Origin of the sequence: Psychrobacter sp. UBA6739 (genome assembly GCF_002453835.1) — a bacterium.
GTDB classification, from domain to species: domain Bacteria; phylum Pseudomonadota; class Gammaproteobacteria; order Pseudomonadales; family Moraxellaceae; genus Psychrobacter; species Psychrobacter immobilis_A.
On the sequence record NZ_DKHR01000005.1, the window covers coordinates 55,576 to 76,095 of the forward strand.

Here is a 20,520-nt window from a genome sequence, read left to right on the forward strand (position 1 = left end):
GTATCTGATTTATATAGGATTGACTATAGAATTAAATCTATAACAATGTTTCTATTACAGCTATTTGATTGAAATGCATCTGAGCACTCAGTATTAATAATTTGTAAAGCCGTTAAAAATACCGCCGCCTTTGTAAATTAAATATCGAAAATGCAACATGCATAACAAACTTATCAACCATTTATTGAATACGCACTTTGCTTTTTAAAGAGTGGTTAGCCAATCACTCTTGCAGATTTTTCTCCTAATGAAGGTGTGAATATTAGCATTCTCATTACTCGCGTTTATATTATTTCAATATCAGGATATAACGAGGCTAAGTTAACCAAATCCCTCCAATGAGTAGGAGCTTCTCTGCCTGCTTATAAAGCTATCTGGAGATATGCATATGTCAAATAGATGGTTTTAAATAAGTCGTCATCTGCGTTTCAATTCTATTGTATTAGCATATAAACTTGATTATTTTTCCTCACGGTATAAGATGTTTTTTGCTTCTATTCTAAAATCTTCATGACTAATGGCAGGCTCAATGCTAGCTGTACTTAGGTTTATATGTGAGACAGACGCTTCTGGCTCACGATATAAGATATTCTGTGCTTCCTGTCTAAAATCACCATAACTAATAGCAGTCTCGGCTTGAGCATACTTAGCTTCAACATTAGCCTTAATATGATTGTTTTTAACTTCTACTAGCGGTGAGCTATCTGCTACCGTCTCGTTGATTTGATGAGTAGCTACCGTAACAGGTAGATGAACACTTACCATGGATGTTTGAGGAATTGTTGAAAAAAAACGAGCAGACACAAATATAGTCGTTAATAACAAGACACCCACTATGGCAAACCATTTTACATGACTCAGCAAACTGCCTTTTGCTAGCTTTGCTGTGTCGGTTGCTAATAGTGGCTCTTTATTAGAATTACTGGATAAGCCAACACTTTTATTGATATCACTTTTATTGTCTGAGATAGTCATAATTCAATACCGAGTCAATCCATGTTATGAACGGCCTATCACCGTATCCTTGATCTCAGGATACGGGCTCTCGGGTATGTTGCAATGATTTTTGGTATGAGCGATAGAATTGACTGATAAGCGGCTTGAAAGTACTATTATTGTATGGCTAGTTGCTGATGAGCAATTTGAAAAATGGTAATAAAAATGAGATGAATTGTAGTCTAATAAGCAAAATAGCACAGGTTATCTCGAGGTATTAAGCAGATATTTAACGCTGCTTGGCAAAATTCAGTCCATTTGAATTGATAACATGCCTTAGATTGAATGACTAGTTGAAATTATGAATGTGCAACAGACCCTAATCATTGGTCTCACGATACAAGGTACTTTGAGATTCTTCTCTAAAGTCATCATAAGTGATGGCTGCATCAGCTGCTGGCATGGTCGATGGGGCTTCAGTAGTCTCTACCCCATTAGGATTAGTGTCTGGATTCTCAGTGGGGGATTCATCTGGTTGCGATATCACTGTCGATTTGTCTATCGCGCCTGTATCCGCAGAAGGTTGGTTGTCATCGGTTACTACTGCTTTGCCAGTGCTAACAGCTGGTGCTGCATCTGTCGTTGTTGTTTTCGTCTCTGCACTATCAGGTGCAATCGTTTTCGTTGAGGTCGATAGAACGCCGGTGAAAATTAGTGTCGCTACAATAATAGCAATCAATAATGAGCCAAATATCATGCCAATAATAAGCGGTTTTTTGCTACTTACTTGCTTTTCCTTTGATTTTGCTAATTGTTTAGCAATGGCACTGTCATTTACAGCGTCGTTATTATTAGATAGTTGTTCGTTTCTAACTTTTTCCGCTGCTAATTTTTCTGAATCTTGACGTTTTAAATCATCAGCATTTGCGCTGTCAGCGATATATAGTCAGTTCAAAATAAAATTGTTATGTTTAGGACAAACATCATAAAACAATTTGGATAAGTCGTTTTCCATCCAGCCTTGGCGTAGAAACTTCACCTGAGCCCATTTCTTCTCAATAGGGTTCAAATCAGGGCTGTACGGCGGCAGCCATAGAATACGATGACCGTGCCTGTTCAGTAGCTTTTGAATGCGTTTGCTCTTATGAAATCTGGCATTATCCATGACAATCACGCATTTGGTTTTAAGACTTGGGATTAGCTTGTGTTTGCACCAGTGATAGAAAACGATGCTGTTGATGTTTGTCTCAAAGTAATCTAGTGCAAACAGCATCTTTTCATATAGAGCACCGATAACGTTGGTTCGCTTTTTACCTTGCCAGTTGTAGCTATCGATACAAGGCTTACCAATCGGTGCATAGCCATAAGGACGAATAGTTTCAGCCTCAAAGCCACTTTCATCCATATAAACGATGGGATAGCCTTGTTGTTTAAAGCTATTAAGCTTACTGTGATATATCGCTCTTTTGATCGGACACGCTTTTGGATGCTTTAAGGTCTTTTTTTTGACTGATGCCTAGGCGCTTTAGGGCATGATGAATGCCTGTTTTACTACAGTTTAGACGACGTGCTCGCTCATACTGGTAATCGTCGGGATGTTCTTTGACATCATTAAGTAGCACATCATCTGGTATTTTATAAGGTTTGGTTTGCCTGGTTGTTTTGCTATGAACACGCCGCTTCCAGTTTTGTATGGTGGTTGGGCTCAGATTGTAAAACTCAGCTGCCTCGGCAAAGGTCATACCCTCGTCTAAGCTTTTTAGTACTTGTTTACGAAAATCTAATGAGTAAGTCATGGTCTTTATGATAGCAATTAGGTTTGATAATTAGTTTATAACAATTTTAAGTGGGATTGGCTATATAAAGAAGATTTATCGTTATTTGCATCAGAGTCTAAAGAGTTGTCAGTATTAGCTATCGGTGCATGATTTGTCGAAAAACCCTCGTCTTTATCGTCATCAGAAAAATCTACATTAATACCTGTGCTCACGCTTTCTTGCTCTAAATTAGCAAATAATTCTAGCTCTGTGGCGCTTAATGGCTCATACGATGAAAGGTGATCGGTATTCTTTAGTGGCTTTAATGCATTTTCTTTGAAAGTAGCGTTATCCTCATTACTATCGACATTTTCGACACGCGTGATGAAACGCTCGTAGATATTATCTTTACGCATACGCTTACGTGGCTTAGTATTAGCAATTTTGGCTAAATTTGCCTCTAACTGCGCATTAGGGCTATTTTTTTTGTCGCTCATGAAGTAATACCAAACCAGTTTTTACCGCGAAAAAGTAGATGACGGCTAGAATTAAGAATAAAGTTTTTATTGTTTGCTAAAGTGTAACACTAACGTTAACAAACAATATAGTAGCTCGCCTCGTTCGCTTCAAGCATAATTTGTCGCTTGCTGTTCTTATTCGGATAAAATAATCAAAATAGCCAAAAAAATAAGCCACAAGCAACGGTGACATCATAAACAAGTGAGCATAAAGATATGGATTTAAAACAGCTCAACGCTTTTATTGCTATCGCAGATTCACGGAGCTTTAGTGCCGCAGCGACTAAAACTGGATTGTCACAACCAAGCTTGAGTCGCCTGCTTAAACAGCTTGAAACAGATATGGGTGTAGAATTGGTCGATCGCTACCATAGACCGCTACATCTGACCGAAGCTGGTACATTCTTTTACGACAAAATCAGCGCCATATTGACAGAGATTGATACCGTCACCAGCATGACGCAGCGACTATCTACGCCCAGCAGTATGCTGAATATTGGCTTTGTCCCATCCGTGCTTTATGGATTGCTTCCTGAAATCATTGCCATGCTGAAGCAATCCAGCCCCGATATCGACGTCAATCTCAAAGACATCAGCTCATATCAACAAATAGAGGCGCTCAAATCTGGTGAGATAGACATCGGATTTGGGCGTTTCCCCCATCAAGATCCATGGATTCAGCAAATACTAATGCGTCATGAGCGTTATGTCGTCGCCTTACCAAAAGCCCATCCTTTGGCGCATATAAAGGAGCAGCGATTGATAGACTTAGCAAACAATCGACTGATTCTCTACCATCAAACCCATTTACCGATAGCGACGAGCGTAAGGTCAACCAGCGCAAAGCTGGATAATAATACAAAATCCAGACGCACAAGCGCTGAGCAATCCGCACATAGCGCGCCTATTACGGAGCCTTTACTACACTTATTCGCACAATACGGTATTTCGCCTTTTATGACTACGACGGTGAGTGACTTGCAAGTAGCGCTAGGCTTGGTGGCGGCTGGCGAAGGTATTACGCTTGTGCCTGCTAGCCTAAAGACCGTGCGTACCGACCAAATCAGTTATCAACGTTTAGTACACGAAAACGTCACCTCCCCTATTTATCTGCATACGCTCAAAGATTTCGTTCATCCCAGCATTTCTGATTTACTGCGCGCCACCTATCAGGTATATGAGCAGCGCGGCATCACTTATCGGCAGCAAAAATTTGTGTCACAGCCTTAAATTATCAGATATTGAATGGATATTGTGTTATAAAGAACCGCTAAAAAATAATCAGCCTTAATGCTTGATATTAGCAACTGATTATGCTAAATAAAAAGAATGGCAATGCAAACAAATAGTAATAACAACTAGAATAATCATTCTCCTGACTGGCTTCGGTGTGCTAAAGTTGATACAAGATGAATCGTTTTATATTTAAGCAGTTTATAAAGCGCTTCTCTCATGATCATTGGCAAGCTGACACAGGTAAGTGATAATTTGCCGTTTTAACCATTTAGAGGTATTCATGACCACACAACCACTCAATAACCCACGCACCAACCCAAATGCCACTGACGATACTGCGACCTCGCCGCAAGAAGGCTTTAGCTGGCGCATCTTTGGTCCCGGTATTTTGATGGCAACCGCTGCTATCGGTGGCTCACATTTGATTTCATCGACGCAGGCTGGCGCTATATATGGCTGGCAACTGGCCATTATGATTATTTTAGCCAACGTTTTTAAGTATCCATTTTTTCGTTTTGCAACCGACTACGTCTATGACACTGGCGAGAGTTTAATTGCAGGCTATGCCAAACGCTCAAAAGTATATCTGTGGGTATATTTTATACTCTCTATCCTATCAGCCGTCATTAGTACGGGCGCAGTCTCATTAATAGCAGCGGTTATCTTAGGTTTTATGCTACCCGCTTCTCTTGGGCTATCGACGATGGCACTGTCTCTAATCATCGTGGCGGTTTCTTGGTTCTTTTTAATTGCGGGTCACTATAAACTGCTTGATGGTGTGACCAAATGGATTATGATTGCCTTGACGACTGCGACCGTCGCTGCTGTCATCATTGCTGCTGGCAAGCCGACAGTCATGGCTGCTGACTTTGTCGCCGCCTCTCCTTGGAATTTAGCAACTTTAGGTTTTATTGTGGCACTCATGGGCTGGATGCCAGCACCGCTTGAGTTTGCCGCCATTACCTCGATGTGGACATCTGCCAAAGTCAAAGCCGATCACACCACCCATCGCCAAGGTTTGCTTGATTTTAACGTCGGTTATGCTGTCTCAGCAATTTTAGCCTTATTTTTTTTGTCATTAGGCGTGTTTGTACAGTATGGCTCAGGACAAGAAATTGAGCTGGTCGGTGGCGCTTATATCAATCAGTTGATCAACATGTATACCGCAACTATCGGTGAATGGTCACGTCTATTGGTCGCTTTCGTCGCCTTTATGTGTATGTTTGGCACGACGATTACCTGTGCAGACGGTTATGGCCGTGCCAACGCTGAGTGCTGGCGCCTAATAAAAGGAGAAAGCGAAATCAACAAAAAGCAAATCGCTTTTTGGACGACCTATGCTATCGGTGGTGGGTTGATGATTATCACTTTCTTTACTGGACAATTAGGTACTATGCTTAAGTTTGCCATGATATCGGCGTTTGTCTCAGCGCCTATCTTTGGCTGGTTAAATTACTCACTGGTTAAAAACCATAAAAAACTGTCTTTTGGCATGAATGCACTCTCTATCGCGGGACTCATCTTCTTAACGGGTTTTGCGCTGTTATTTTTAGCCAATCTTGCTGGACTATTTGGCTAGGTATCGGTTTTAAAAATATCTATTTATATCATAAAAGCCCTTTTAGCTTAGCTATTAGGGCTTTTTGGTAAGCTAAAACTATGAATCGATAAAAATAAGCGCAACCGCTATTGTAAATAAATGTAAATAATGGGCTATACGTGTCTTTGCAAATTCAGCAATATGAATAATAGTTTGAGCAAACCATTACTTTATAGATAATGCTATTTATATATTGAATAATGTTAATTTTAATAAAATAGTTGTTTAAATTATCTAATTTATCGCACTCAAACAATGCTTTTTACTCACTGATTATTGGGTATAATCGAACACAATAACGATAATACTATCTCTCTATGCAAGGACACTCACATGACTCTATCATCTGCTGGCGCACGCTTTCGCAGTGCCCTCACTCAAAAAAATGATAACAACCAGCCACTACAAATTGCAGGTGCTATCAATGCCTATACTGCAATGATGGCAACCCAAGTCGGTCACCAAGCGTTATATCTCTCTGGTGCTGGTGTGGCAAATGCCTCATTTGGTCTTCCTGATTTGGGTATGACTAGCCTTGATAATGTGCTAGAAGATGCACGCCGTATCACTGACGCAGTTGATACGCCGTTATTAGTCGATATCGACACTGGTTTTGGTGGTGCGTTTAACATCGCCCAGACCATCAGAAAAATGGAAAAAGCGGGCGTGGCAGCGGTACATATCGAAGACCAAGTGGCGCAAAAGCGCTGTGGTCATCGCCCAAATAAAGAAATCGTCAGTATTTCAGAAATGGTTGATCGCTTAAAAGCGGCATTGGATGCCAAAACGGATCCTGATTTTGTGGTCATGGCACGTACAGATGCGCTATCGGTAGAAGGCTTAGACGCTGCTGTCGAGCGCGCCGTTGCCTTCCAAGAAGCAGGCGCAGACATGATTTTTGCCGAGGCGTTAACCGATATCGAAATGTATCGTAAGTTCACTGACGTATTGGATATCCCAGTACTCGCCAACATGACAGAGTTTGGTCAGACCGACCTTTACACCACTGATCAACTGTATAGCGTGGGTGTAGAGATGGTGTTGTACCCGCTATCAGCATTCCGTGCGATGAACAAAGCGGCATTAAACGTTTATCAGCATCTATTGACTGATGGCACCCAAGAAAAAGTTGTTGATACCATGCAAACCCGCATGGAGCTGTATGATTTCTTAAATTATCATGAGTTTGAGCAGACGCTAGACAAGCTATTTGCTAATAAGTAGTTAGGCATTCTTCATTGGCAATACTGAAAAGATAGCTCACCTTTGAGTGTGTTATTTTTTCGAAATCCGTCTTCATTTACTTTTAGGTTATTTATGCCATTTTTTACTGCTAATACTGCTCTTAAAACGTCACTACTGAGCAGCACGCTTGCGGCGCTATTATTCATGACGGGCTGTGATAAAACACCAGAAACCGCTGATGATACGACCAGTGGTGCAAGCACTGCTGAAGTTGATACTACCAAACAGGCTCCTGCACCTGCCACTCAAGATGACTTGGTCATGACGACGATTACGCTAGATACCGTCGACAGTCTATTGTTCGCACCAGTTATCAATAGTGGTGCGCTCAGTGCAGAGCAAGTCAGCTGTCTCGAATCACGCGACAAAGACTTGGGTAAAGCCGAAGTCGATAGCTTCTATAAGAGTCAGTTTACCGATGCAGAGTTACAAGAGTTGGATGACTTTTATACGTCAGAGGTAGGGAAAAAGCTGATTACGTTTGGTAATGAGCAACTGCGCGTCATGAATGGTGAAGAGATTGCAACACCAATGGCTGACCCTACTCCAGAGGAGATGACTGAGATTCAGACATTCATGGAATCACCACTGGGTGTCAAGTACATGAAAATCAATAATGCAGAAGGCGAAGGCAGCGCAATGGAAGTCTTGAACGTTCCTATTGAAGCCGAATTCAAGCGTTGTAATGTCGATTTAGATGGTCCACAGCCTGAACAGCCTGCGTAATACTTGACTGGCGCTATAGTCAGTCATCAACTGACAAATTTATTATTAGAAACTTAGAAACTTAGAAACACCGGTTTTCACCCAAAAAGCTACCCACAAAAGGAATTTCATCATGGCAGCACAAAACCCATCAACAAAAGTATTGTCAGGCGCAGGTCTGCGCGGACAAGTCGCTGGCAAGACCGCGCTATCTACCGTCGGCAAGTCAGGATCAGGTCTGACCTATCGCGGTTATGATGTATCAGAACTGGCAGACAAATGCATCTTTGAAGAAGTGGCCTACTTGCTGCTTTATGGCAACTTGCCAAACCAAACTGAGCTTAATGCTTATCAAGCCAAGCTCAAAAGCTTACGTGGTCTACCACAGTCATTAAAAGACGTGCTTGAGCGTATCCCTGCCGAATCGCATCCAATGGATGTATTACGTACAGGTTGCTCTATGCTGGGTAACTTAGAAACCGAAATGAGTTTTGATGAAGAAAACGACCAAGCAGATCGCATGCTTGCGGCATTCCCTTCTATCATCAACTACTGGTATCGTTTTACCCATGACAACGTGCGTATCGAAACCGAAACTGATGATGCCACCATTGGCGGTCATTTCTTGCATTTGCTAAAGGGTGAGAAACCAAACGAGCTACACGAAAAAGTGATGAACGTGTCTCTTATCTTGTACGCAGAGCATGAGTTCAACGCCTCGACCTTTACCGCTCGTGTGTGTGCTTCTACGCTATCTGATATCCATTCTTGTATCACTGGCGCGATTGGTTCACTACGCGGTCCTCTGCATGGTGGCGCTAATGAGGCGGCGATGGATATGATTGAAGGCTTTAGCTCACCTGATGAAGCCGAAGAAGAAATGATGGGTATGCTAGCGCGTAAAGACAAAATTATGGGCTTTGGTCATGCCATCTATAGCGAATCAGATCCACGTAACGTCGTTATTAAAGGCTGGGCTGAGAAGCTAGCTGCTGACGTTGGTGATGAAGTGCTATATCCAGTATCAGTACGCTGTGAAGAAGTCATGTGGCGCGAGAAAAAGCTGTTCTGTAATGCTGACTTTTTCCATGCCTCAGCCTATCACTTTATGGGCATTCCAACTAAGTTGTTCACGCCAATCTTTGTTTGCTCGCGTCTAACAGGTTGGGCAGCACACGTATTTGAGCAACGTGCTAATAACCGTATCATTCGCCCAAGTGCGGAATATACCGGTGAAGAGCTGCGTCCAGTACCAGAGATGAGCGCGCGTTAATCCATATATATTTACTATCTCGGATAAGTGCTTATGCGAGATAACCAGTTTAACTGCTAGATATATTCACAATTTAGCAGTTAAACTTTTTCTTAATAACCTCACTTTCTTTTTAGCCATATTTTTTTAGCAAAGCCTTCTTCTAACTTCTAATTCCACTAATGACTTTGCTAAAAGAATGACTATTTTTTAAATTTAAACCAGCCAACTGCCAAAGGTGAATCATGGACAACGCTCTAGTACAACCAATGAATGATCAATTCAAAAAGCCCCTGCCAGATACCGACCTCTATTACTTTGACACCCGCGAGGCTGTCGAAAATATTGAAGCTGGCGCGTATGACAAGCTACCGTTTTGCTCAAAAGTACTATGTGAAAACTTGGTACGTCGTTGCCCACCAGAAGAGCTAACAGCTGCTTTAAAACAACATATTGAGGGCAAACAAGATTTAGATTTTCCTTGGTACCCTGCCCGCGTGGTTTGTCATGACATCTTAGGTCAGACCGCGTTTGTCGATTTGGCAGGTCTACGTGATGCCATCGCTGAGCAAGGTGGCGATCCGTCTAAAGTGAATCCAATCGTGCCAACGCAATTAATTGTTGACCATTCACTAGCCGTTGAACATGCCGGCTTTGAGGAAAACGCTTTTGAGAAAAACCGTGCTATCGAAGAGCGCCGTAACGATGATCGCTTTCACTTTATCAACTGGTGCCAGTATGCCTTTGATAATGTCAACGTCGTACCGCCCGGTAACGGCATCATGCATCAGATCAATCTAGAAAAAATGTCGCCTGTCGTCCAAGTCGTCCAAAACAAAGCCGGTGAACAAGTAGCCTTTGCCGATACTTTAGTCGGTACTGACAGTCATACACCAATGGTTGATGCTTTAGGTGTCATCTCAATCGGTGTTGGCGGGCTTGAAGCTGAAAGCGTGATGTTGGGCAATCCATCATATATGCGCCTGCCTGATTACGTGGGCGTTAAGCTAACGGGCAAACTGCAAAGAGGCATTACTGGCACCGATTTAGTACTCGCTATGACCGAGTTCTTACGTGATGCTGGCGTAGTCTCTACCTATATCGAGTTCTTTGGTGAAGGTGCACGTCAGCTGAGTGTCGGTGACCGCGCGTCTATCTCTAATATGACCCCTGAGTATGGCGCAACGGCTGCGATGTTCTATATCGATGAGCAAACCATCGACTATTTACGCCTAACTGGTCGTAGTGAAGCTCAAATAAAATTGGTTGAGCAGTATGCTAAGCAGACTGGTCTATGGGCTGATGGTATGGAAAAAGCTGAATATGCTCGCGTGCTTGAGTTTGATCTATCAGCAGTTGTACGTAATATGGCAGGGCCGTCGCGTCCGCATGCTCGTGTCTCAACCACGGATTTGGTTGCCAAAGGTATTGCTCACGGTGCTGATGAAAAACTACCAGAACCCAAAGACGGCATGATGCCAGATGGCGCAGTTATTATCGCGGCTATCACCAGCTGCACCAACACCTCAAACCCACGCAATATGGTAGCAGCAGGCCTCGTTGCCCGTAACGCCAATGCTAAAGGCTTGTTACGTAAGCCTTGGGTAAAATCATCATTAGCACCAGGCTCTAAAACCGTCAAAATGTACCTAGAAGAAGCAGGCTTGATGCCTGAACTCCAAGAAATCGGCTTTGACGTGGTTGGCTTTGCTTGTACGACGTGTAATGGTATGAGTGGCGCACTTGATCCTGATATCGAAAAAGAAATCATCGATCGTGACTTGTTTAGTACGGCAGTATTATCAGGCAACCGCAATTTCGATGGTCGTATCCATCCATACGCCAAGCAAGCTTTTTTAGCATCGCCACCATTGGTGATTGCCTATGCCATCGCTGGTAATATTCGCTTCGATATTGAAAAAGACTCGTTAGGAAAAGACCAAAACGGCAACGACGTGTATCTAAAAGACATTTGGTTCGATGATGACGAAGTTGATGCCATCGTTGCCAAAGCAGTGAAGCCTGAGCAATTCAACGCTGTTTATATCCCGATGTTTGATGAAGCCAAAAAGGACACTGGTAAAGCCTTAAGCCCGCTCTATGACTGGCGTGAGCAGACGACCTATATCCGCCGTCCACCGTATTGGGAAGGCAAAATGGCAGCGATGAATAAGCTAAAAGGCATGCGTCCGTTAGCGGTGCTTGGTGATAATATCACCACTGACCATTTATCACCGTCTAATGCGATTTTGGGCGATTCGGCGGCTGGCGAGTATCTTGATACTATGGGCTTACCTGCCGAGGACTACAACTCGTATGCAACCCATCGCGGCGATCACTTAACCGCGCAGCGTGCGACCTTTGCCAATCCTAAGCTATTGAATGAGATGGTACGTGACGAGAAAGGTGAAGTAATACAAGGTTCGCTTGCTAGAGTAGAGCCTGAAGGTCAAGTCATGCGTATGTGGGAAGCAATCGAGACCTATATGAACCGTGAGCAGCCGCTTATCATCATCGCTGGTGATGGCTATGGTCAAGGCTCAAGCCGCGACTGGGCTGCTAAAGGGGTTCGTCTAGCTGGCGTAGAAGTCGTCGTCGCAGAAGATTTTGAGCGTATCCATCGTCAAAACTTAGTCGGTATGGGAGCGCTACCTTTACAGTTTAAAGAAGGTGTCAATCGTAATACGCTTAATATCGATGGTACTGAAATATTCGATATTGAAGGCGAAGTGTCGGCTGGTGGTGAGATGACATTGGTCATTAACCGCACAGATGGCACTGTCGATAAAGCCTCAGTGAAATGTCGTTTAGATACTGCTGATGAGGTCAAAATGTACAACGCAGGCGGTATGCTGCAACGTTTTGCTAAAGAGTTTATCGATGGCACGCTAGATATCGTTTAATAGAAACGAATAAACAACAACGATAGCTGTCGTACACGTGACAAAAGCCAATGTTATATTTATATGGCATTGGCTTTTTTAGTAGTCTCACAATAGATTCTGATACTCCTTAGTCTTATTAGGCTTCTATCCATTAAATACATTGCTTATAGTACTTTATTTAAATGAATTTTCTTAAAAAAATAAACATTTGTTTTTCTATTTAGTATAATTGTCATTTTTTATCATAAGAAGTGGCATGAAAAACATCAATAGAATTTTTATTGTTTTGATTTCTGTATTGAATCTTAGCGGTTGTAGTAGTCTCACTGATTTATCAATGGTAGACGTCTCTATTTCCATTGTCGTTATTGCTATTATTATTGGTTGTTGGGTTTCTAATGTACGTACCGGCCGCGATATACAAGAATCCGTTGATAGTATTATACAAATTCGACGGGAACAACTTGAAATGGCTAAGTCCGATTTGAGACCTGGCATTGATGAAGGCGACCCAGTTTCGCAGTATCTCTTGGCGCTTAAATTTCATACTGGTGATGGTGTCGGTCAAGACTTAGTAGCAGCGTGTTACTGGTACAGTTTGTCCGCTGAAAGTGGATTTATTCATGCCGTGACAACTTTAGCCCTTATGTATATAAAAGGATGGGGTACCAAGCAAGATTTGACTAAAGCTGCTAAGCTTTTGTCTATTGCCTCAAAAGAAGGCGATCTGCAGGCACAGAACTTTTTAGCAGCAGCCTATTTAAACGGATGGGGTGTTCGAAAAAATGAAGAAAAAGCACGTTATTGGCTGCAACAAGCAGCTGCACAAAGCTCTGAAGAAACCAGTGAGTCTATAAATATGTTGTCGCCGCAATCTATTGAATCATTAACAATGGTCATTCAAAACGGTGATGAATATATCGTACTAAAATAATAGGAATAAAAAAATGACCCGACCAAACCTTGCTTTTGCCCCACAACTATCTGTCCCCGCCACCTATATGCGTGGCGGCACCTCAAAAGGCACCTTCTTTAAACTCTCCGACCTACCAGAACGTTGCCAAGTTGCAGGGGCTGCGCGTGATAATTTCCTATTGCGGGTTATCGGTAGCCCTGATCCTTATGGTAAGCAAATCGACGGCTTAGGCAATGGCAGCTCTAGCACCTCAAAAACGGTAATTCTTTCTAATTCAAATAAAACAGACCACGATGTGAACTACTTGTTTGGGCAAGTAAATATTGCCAAGCCGATGATTGATTGGGCGGGTAACTGTGGCAACTTAACTGCGGCGGTTGGTGCCTGTGCCATTAATATGAGCTTAGTCGATACTGATAAGATCGCAAATAGTGCGAATACTGGCATTTGCGAAGTACGCATTTGGCAACAGAATATCGGTAAAACGATTATCGCTCATGTACCTGTTTACACTGATGAGCAAGGAAAAGTGCAAGTACAAGAAACTGGCGATTTTGAATTAGACGGTGTGACCTTCCCTGCTGCTGAAGTTAAAATTGAATTTATTGATCCTGTTGATGCTACCAGCGATATGTTCCCTACTGGTAACTTGGTCGATGATTTTGATGTCTCTGGCTGTGGTCTAAATACTGATAGCGTCAAGGCAACTTTTATTAGTGCTGGTATCCCAACCATCTTTATGAGAGCAGAAGATTTAGGCTTTACGGGTACTGAGTTGCAAGGCGATATCAATAGCGATAGCGAAACCTTGGCTAAGCTTGAAAAAATCCGTGCCAAAGGCGGCGTTGCGATGGGGCTGTTTAAAGACGTCCGTGAAGCGCAAAGCAGTCAGCATATACCCAAGATTGCATGGGTTGGCGCTGCACAAAGTTACAGCGCATCAAGTGGCAAAGCCGTTGAGGCGAATGAGATTGATCTTGTCGTACGGGCGATGAGCATGGGGCAACTACATCATGCCATGATGGGCACGGCAGCGGTTGCGATTGCCGCAGCGGCAACTACACAAGGTACATTGGTCAATGAAGCGGCAGGTGGCGGTCAATCGAAAAAGCAACTTAGTGAAGTACGTTTTGGTCATCCCTCTGGCACGTTATTAGTAGGCGGAAAAACCGAGCAAGTCGATGGTCGCTGGCAAGCCAAAAAAGTCTCGATGAGTCGTTCGGCACGTCGTATTATGGTTGGTGAAGTGTTTGTACCAGCGGATGCCTTTTAATTAAGGGGATTTCAATGGCTTATGATCTTACAGAAAAGCTAGTTATTGGTATTTCATCAAGCGCATTATTTGATCTTAAAGAATCAGAAAGATGATGCTCTTAATACTGGGGTCGCCTACCCTTTTATCAGGAGACTATTGAAGCTAAATGAGCTGCTTAAAGATCCGTTAGTAGAAGTTATTTTATTATCACGCAATGATCCTGACACCGGCCTCAGGGTTATTAACTCAATTGAACATTATAACCTTTCTATTACTCGTGCGGTTTTTTTGCAAGGTCGATCAGCACACGAATATATTCCAGCCTTTGATATTGAATTGTTTTTATCTGCTAATGAGGGAGACGTTAAACAAGCAATAGAGGCAGGTTATCCAGCAGGTCAGATTTTACATGGAGATATTTCTGATAATATTGAAGATACGCAATTGAGAATAGCATTCGATTTTGATGGCGTGATAATCGACGATGAATCTGAAAGTGTTTATAAAGAAAATAAAAACCTTGATGAGTTTCACCTCCATGAGTCTACTAAGGTTGATATAGCTCATAATCCAGGACCACTAAAGAATTTTATTGACCGTATTTCTCATATTCAAAAACTTGAAAATGATTATAAGCTTGAAAACCCTAATTATGAACCAATGGTAAGAGTCTCTATCGTCACTGCAAGAAACGCACCTTCACATAAACGTGCAATTAACACAATGCGTGAATGGGGTATTCTTGCAAATGAAGCTTTTTTTATGGGCGGAGTAGACAAATCAAAGGTTCTTGAGATATTAAGGCCTCATATCTTTTTTGACGATCAGATGACACATTTGAAATCATCTGGTGTATTGCCATCAGTTCATATTCCTTTTGGAATCGCTAATAAAGTAGTACATAATGAAAGCTAATTACTAATATTCATAAAAATACATGCCAACATCTTCCCAAACACGCCGTATGCCCTTAGATAAAAAGCCCCCTGTCGAGAAAAAAGAACGGCGGGCTCTACTATGGGATATCCTCAAAAAGCTTGCCGTTTTTGCCGCGCCATATAAAGTTTTAATTATTGCCACACTGATACTAACGGTGCTTGGCTCCTTTACAGCGCAAGTCAACGCCTTTGTGCTGCGCTATGCCGTTGATACCTTGACCGAAATTGCCACGCTTGCCGATCCCTGGGAAGCTGGCGTGCGCATGCTAGGTATCATCAGTGCCGTACTCTTAACCAAAGAGATACTGTCGATATTTATCTCTTTTGGTCAGCGCTTTTATGGTGAAAAAATTCGCATCAATCTCTCGCGTGATTTATCGCAAAAAATCATTGAGCGCATTTTGACCTACCGCATGGCATTTTATACCAGTAGCGAAAACGACAGCGGCAAGTTGCAAACGCGTATCGATTATGGCGTCAGCAGCTTAACCAGTTTAGTGCAAAACTTCTTTATCGATATGCTACCGCTGTTTGCCAGTGCGATCGTCTCACTTATCATTATGTTTTCGACCAATTTTTGGATAGGCTTGGTCGGTCTTATTATCATTCCCATTTATTTCTTCATCAGCCAAAAACAAGCGCGGCGTCTACAAGGATTCCGTCGGCAGATGCGTGGCTATCGAGAAGCCAAAAGTGGCTTGGTTATCTCCTTGATCAACTCCATCAGCGTGGTGAAATCCTTTGTTCGTGAGTCGATAGAAGCGGAAAAGCACTTAACCATCCAAAAAGACATGACTGATAATCAGCTGCGCATTCGCAGTATTGGTTTTATTTATGATGCGATAAAAACCTTTATTGAGCAAATTGGTGTGGTCGTTATTATTCTGCTGACATCCTACTTTGTTTTAAAAGGCGAGATGACCATCGGTATGATTTTATTCCATGTCATGCTATTCCAAAACGTCGCCGCCCCTATTCGTCAATTGCATCGTATCTATGATCAGATTAATAACGCCCTGACTTACGCTGAAGGTTTCTTTGATATATTAGAAGATGAAAGCCAAGTTGAAGATATCACGGGCAGAAGTAGTAAAAATTTAAAAGGTCATATTGAGCTGAAAAACGTCGATTTCACGTATCCGAATGGCACGCAAGCGCTAAAAGATGTCAGCTTTACTATCAAGCCCAATCGTATTACTGCGCTGGTGGGTTTAAGCGGTGCTGGCAAGAGTACGATTATTAGCTTATTAGTAAAGTTTTATGCGCCAGATAGCGGCACCATATGGCTAGACGGACATAATTTAGCCGACTGCGATACTCATGAATTGCGTCAAAATATTGGCTTGGTACTACAAAGTAATCATATCTTTTCGGGTACGATTAGCGAAAATATCCGCTATGGCGATATGAATGCGACAGATGAAGATATTATTATTGCAGCAAAAAAAGCCTCCATTCATGAGCAAATTATTAATTTAGCAGAAGGCTATGAGAGTACAGCAAAGTCATTGTCTGGTGGTCAGCAGCAGCGTATCGCGCTGGCACGGATGTTTTTAAAAGATCCACCCATTGTGTTTTTGGATGAGCCAACCGCTAGCCTCGATGCCATCGCCAGCCAACAAGTGAAGAAAAGTCTAGATCTCATCAAAAAAGATCGTACCGTAATTATGGTTTCGCATAATATTGCCCAAATTATCGATGCGGATGACTTGGTCGTGATAGAAGATGGTCGCGTGGTTGAAACTGGTACGCATGAAGCGCTATATGAGAAACACGGCAAGTATTTTGAGATATTCAATGCCATGTCGGATAGCTTAAATTTGGATAAAATCAGCCAGACTCTAAATGGTTAGGAATGGTTAATGTGTGCCTAAATCGTTATAATGCCAATCTTTTACCGCCTATTTCCAGAAGCTAGCCCACTATGACTTGTGAATTTTCTATCAAAACCTTTGATGAGCTGACCTCAGTTGATCTCTATCATATTTTAAAAGCCCGATCACAAGTGTTTGTGGTTGAGCAAAACTGCGCCTATCAAGATATGGATGAGGTGGACTTTGATTGCCTACATCTTATCGCGCATCAAAACGAGGCTTTGGTAGGCTACTGCCGTATCATTCCGCCTGAATTTAATAAATTAAAATCCAATCTATCGGTCGCCGACCCTACGATTAAGACCAATCATACTGCTATGCCTGCCATCGGTAGAGTGCTGGTATTGTCAGAGCACAGAGGTGAGGGTATCGCACGGCAGATGATGATTCATGCCATTTCGCACTGCCGTAAAAAATATGGTAAAAAGCGCCCGATTATACTCTCTGCACAAGCCTATTTACTTAGCTTCTATGAGTCCTTGGGGTTTGTACCTGAAGGCGATCATTATCTCGAAGACAATATAGAACATGTGAAAATGGTTCTATACGTTGCCAAGAAAAACAAAGTACAAAAAGAGCGTACTGAGTCTGCCTCCACAACGAACAAAGTCTTAAGTTTTCTGCTGTTTATCATGGCGGCTTTATTTGTGTTAGGTCTGCTATATTTGATGATTTAAGCGCGCCGCAAGGTTTTAATTTTTAACATAATTCAGTTTGGTTGTTTCATATTGAGTATGCTACTTTTAAATGATGGCTAATTTAAAAGAATGACCGGGATAATGGGTCAAGGAAGTAGCATACTCAAGGAAGAGGAGACAACCATGTCAAATGATAATTCAGATACAACACATTCAAATAAAAATGATGCAACGGTAGAAAGCAATGTCCGTCCAGAATATGACATTGAGATTCAAAAGATTGCTGATTATGTGCTTAATTATTCGATAGATAACGACTCCCCCAATAGCGCAGATGCTTGGAATACTGCACGTCACTGTCTGATGGATACGCTTGGCTGCGGTCTGCTTGCGCTACGTTTCCCTGAATGTACTAAGCATCTGGGTCCTGATTGTGCCGATCAGCTTACACCTAATGGCGCGCGCGTTCCGGGTACAGCCCACAGACTAGATCCTATCAAAGCCGCCTTTGATATCGGCTGTATGGTGCGCTGGCTCGATTATAATGACACGTGGCTGGCTGCTGAATGGGGACACCCTTCGGACAATTTAGGCGGTATCCTAGCGGTCGCCGATTATATTAGCCAACAAAGTGTCAGTCGCAATCATCAGCCATTAACCATACGTGAGGTACTCGAGGCTATGATTATGGCACATGAGATTCAGGGGGTAATTGCACTCGAAAACTCATTCAACCGTGTGGGTCTTGATCATGTGTTTTTAGTTAAATTGGCCTCTACCGCTGTGGTCGCCAAGCTCTATAAATTGCCACGTGAGCGTATCATGGCTGCCATCTCGCAGGCGATCGTCGATGGTCAGGCGTTGCGTACCTATCGTCATGCACCCAATGCCGGTAGCCGTAAATCTTGGGCGGCAGGCGACGCTACCAGTCGTGCGGTACGCTTGGTTGACATTACTCGTCGCGGTGAAATGGGTATCCCTGGGGCACTCTCTGCACCGCAGTGGGGGTTTTATGATGTATTGTTTAGCCATACCAATAAAGACTTAGCCCTTAAACCTGCAAACGAGCGTCATTTTACTTTCCAGCGTGAGTTTGGCAGTTACGTGATGGAAAACATTTTATTTAAGTTAAGCTTTCCTGCCGAGTTTCATGCGCAGACTGCTTGTGAGGCTGCTGTTATTTTACATCCACGCATTGATGACAGAATCGACGATATTGAAAAAATTGTCCTGACCACTCATGAATCCGCGATTAGAATCATCTCTAAAGAAGGCACATTGGCCAACCCTGCGGATCGCGATCATTGTTTGCAATATATGGTCGCGGTGCCTCTGCTCACTGGCGATTTAATGGCAGAAAACTACGAAGACGATTATCATGCACAGCACCATGTTTTGATCGATGGTCTACGCCGAAAAATGATCGTAGAAGAAGATGCGGGTTATTCAAAAGATTACCATGACCCAAGCAAGCGCTCGATTGCCAATGCCATTCAGATATTTTTTAAAGATGGTAGCAGTACCGACAAGGTTGTGGTCGAATACCCTATCGGACATAAGCGCCGCCGTACTGAGGGCTTGCCGATATTAGAAGCCAAGTTTCGTGCCAGTTTAGCAACGCGATTTATCGACAGTCGCTGTCAGGATATTTTTGCGCTTTGTAGTGATCAAACCCGCTTAGAGCACACACCTGTACATGAGTTTATGGACTTGTTTATGGCGAATTAAGTATTTGCCTATCTAAAAACAAACCTTATCTTATCAATAACATAGGGCGTGTTCTCATATTAAGGACACGCCCTATTTTTATCTCTTGAATTGGCTTTGTGAACGTTTCAATCATTTAGAGCTACCAAGGTATGGATTCCCCTGCCCAGTCAACAAAACTGCCTGATTGCAACGTCGTCATACGGTTAAGCACTTCTAATAAGCATTCCGCACTGTAGGCTGGCGAGAACAACTGACCTTCGGCCACATTGCCTTGAAAAGGGGCTGATAGTTGCGTATTTACCGTTCCTGGTTGCATGACAACCACGCACACGTCTTTAAGCGAGCGACTCCATTCAATACTCAGGTTTTTCATGCCCATATTGAGTGCCGCTTTACTCATACGATAGCTATACCATCCGCCCAGCTGATTGTCACTGATACTGCCAACGCGCGCGGATATCGTCGCAAAGATTGCGGGCTTGTCATTACTACGCGCAGCTTTGGCTAATAGTGGTCTAAAATGCTTGGCAATGAGTAAGCTGGCTAAGGCGTTCACTTGCATATTTTGTAAAAAAAACTCAGTATCAACCTGACGCAGCGCTTTTTCTGGCTGCTGCGTCGCCGTATGTAATAACCCTGCACAGTTGATAATCCAATCAATATGAGTGGTTTGCTGCTGAATAACCTCGGCTGCTTGTTGGATACTCTGTTCGTCGCAGAGGTTCATGGATATCCAATGCAGATTGTCAGCCTCAAAATCAGGTACATTGCGATGATAAGTCGCAAAGACATGAATACCCTGTTTTCCACCATTATCGGTATTCGCATTCTCATACTTATTGTCACTGGCAGTGCCATCTACTAATTGCTCAATCATCGCTCTACCAATGCCGCCTGTACCACCAACGATTAGATATGTTTTGTTATTCATGATGATTCCTTTTTTGGATTCTCTTTAACAGCCTTTTTTCACCCTTGTCATTATCATTTTGTTCATTATTCATTTTGGCTGAGTTTTATTGTCTTTACCATGATAAAAATGCTTAATAAATGTT

At 42.7% G+C, this 20,520-nt stretch carries 18 protein-coding genes; 12 read left to right on the forward strand and 6 right to left on the reverse strand.

Annotated features, from left to right (window positions below):
• Positions 1-459: 459 nt before the first annotated feature.
• From B2575_RS01600 to B2575_RS01620, 5 genes are all read right to left on the reverse strand, one after another.
• Entirely contained in the window at positions 460-975 is a 516-nt protein-coding gene (locus tag B2575_RS01600) for a hypothetical protein (protein ID WP_198329940.1), read from the reverse strand.
• A 340-nt stretch (positions 976-1,315) separates the two neighbouring features.
• Positions 1,316-1,675, reverse strand: coding sequence for a hypothetical protein (locus tag B2575_RS01605; protein ID WP_296239929.1), 360 nt, complete (start codon positions 1,673-1,675; stop codon positions 1,316-1,318).
• Between the two features lie 207 nt (positions 1,676-1,882).
• Entirely contained in the window at positions 1,883-2,407 is a 525-nt protein-coding gene (locus B2575_RS01610; RefSeq protein ID WP_349681508.1) for an IS630 family transposase, read from the reverse strand.
• On the reverse strand, positions 2,382-2,732 hold the full coding sequence (locus B2575_RS01615; RefSeq protein ID WP_201501539.1) for an IS630 transposase-related protein: 351 nt from the start codon (positions 2,730-2,732) through the stop codon (positions 2,382-2,384). The genes B2575_RS01610 and B2575_RS01615 overlap by 26 nt, the downstream gene beginning before the upstream one ends.
• A 35-nt stretch (positions 2,733-2,767) precedes the next feature.
• Positions 2,768-3,190: a hypothetical protein gene (locus B2575_RS01620; RefSeq protein WP_296239930.1), complete on the reverse strand. Its 423-nt coding sequence runs from the start codon at positions 3,188-3,190 to the stop codon at positions 2,768-2,770.
• Between the two features lie 237 nt (positions 3,191-3,427).
• Between B2575_RS01620 and B2575_RS01625 the strand changes: the two genes are divergently transcribed.
• The 12 genes from B2575_RS01625 (at position 3,428) to B2575_RS01680 (ending at position 19,483) form a co-directional block, all read left to right on the forward strand.
• Positions 3,428-4,441, forward strand: coding sequence for a LysR family transcriptional regulator (locus B2575_RS01625; protein WP_198329942.1), 1,014 nt, complete (start codon positions 3,428-3,430; stop codon positions 4,439-4,441).
• Positions 4,442-4,727: 286 nt separating this feature from the next.
• Positions 4,728-6,026, forward strand: coding sequence for an NRAMP family divalent metal transporter (locus B2575_RS01630; protein WP_045454703.1), 1,299 nt, complete (start codon positions 4,728-4,730; stop codon positions 6,024-6,026).
• A 354-nt stretch (positions 6,027-6,380) separates the two neighbouring features.
• Positions 6,381-7,271 carry a methylisocitrate lyase gene (prpB, locus tag B2575_RS01635; protein WP_087815419.1) on the forward strand — a complete coding sequence of 297 codons (891 nt, stop codon included), beginning with the start codon at positions 6,381-6,383 and terminating at the stop codon, positions 7,269-7,271.
• Positions 7,272-7,364: 93 nt separating this feature from the next.
• Positions 7,365-8,018, forward strand: coding sequence for a DUF2059 domain-containing protein (locus B2575_RS01640; RefSeq protein ID WP_087815417.1), 654 nt, complete (start codon positions 7,365-7,367; stop codon positions 8,016-8,018).
• Positions 8,019-8,130: 112 nt separating this feature from the next.
• Positions 8,131-9,270, forward strand: a complete 1,140-nt coding sequence (gene prpC, locus B2575_RS01645) for a bifunctional 2-methylcitrate synthase/citrate synthase (protein WP_198329944.1) — start codon at positions 8,131-8,133, stop codon at positions 9,268-9,270.
• A gap of 248 nt (positions 9,271-9,518) precedes the next feature.
• Positions 9,519-12,152: a Fe/S-dependent 2-methylisocitrate dehydratase AcnD gene (acnD, locus tag B2575_RS01650; RefSeq protein WP_296239975.1), complete on the forward strand. Its 2,634-nt coding sequence runs from the start codon at positions 9,519-9,521 to the stop codon at positions 12,150-12,152.
• A 238-nt stretch (positions 12,153-12,390) separates the two neighbouring features.
• The gene (locus tag B2575_RS01655; RefSeq protein ID WP_296239931.1) at positions 12,391-13,068 is read left to right on the forward strand and encodes a tetratricopeptide repeat protein; all 678 of its coding nucleotides are present in this window, start codon (positions 12,391-12,393) and stop codon (positions 13,066-13,068) included.
• A 13-nt stretch (positions 13,069-13,081) separates the two neighbouring features.
• Positions 13,082-14,323 carry a 2-methylaconitate cis-trans isomerase PrpF gene (gene prpF, locus B2575_RS01660; RefSeq protein WP_296239932.1) on the forward strand — a complete coding sequence of 414 codons (1,242 nt, stop codon included), beginning with the start codon at positions 13,082-13,084 and terminating at the stop codon, positions 14,321-14,323.
• A 138-nt stretch (positions 14,324-14,461) separates the two neighbouring features.
• Positions 14,462-15,220 (forward strand): 5'-nucleotidase, encoded by a 759-nt coding sequence (locus B2575_RS01665; RefSeq protein ID WP_349681507.1) that lies wholly within the window; start codon positions 14,462-14,464, stop codon positions 15,218-15,220.
• Positions 15,221-15,269: 49 nt separating this feature from the next.
• Complete coding sequence (locus B2575_RS01670) at positions 15,270-17,096, forward strand: ABC transporter ATP-binding protein (RefSeq protein ID WP_296239976.1); 1,827 nt, start codon at positions 15,270-15,272, stop codon at positions 17,094-17,096.
• A 71-nt stretch (positions 17,097-17,167) separates the two neighbouring features.
• The gene (locus tag B2575_RS01675; RefSeq protein WP_296239933.1) at positions 17,168-17,794 is read left to right on the forward strand and encodes a GNAT family N-acetyltransferase; all 627 of its coding nucleotides are present in this window, start codon (positions 17,168-17,170) and stop codon (positions 17,792-17,794) included.
• A gap of 144 nt (positions 17,795-17,938) precedes the next feature.
• Positions 17,939-19,483, forward strand: coding sequence for a bifunctional 2-methylcitrate dehydratase/aconitate hydratase (locus tag B2575_RS01680; protein ID WP_296239934.1), 1,545 nt, complete (start codon positions 17,939-17,941; stop codon positions 19,481-19,483).
• Between the two features lie 121 nt (positions 19,484-19,604).
• On the opposite strand, the gene B2575_RS01685 is transcribed toward B2575_RS01680, so the two are convergent.
• A complete protein-coding gene (locus tag B2575_RS01685) occupies positions 19,605-20,396 on the reverse strand; it encodes an SDR family oxidoreductase (protein ID WP_296239935.1) in 792 nt (263 codons plus the stop codon).
• Between the last annotated feature and the right edge of the window lie 124 nt (positions 20,397-20,520).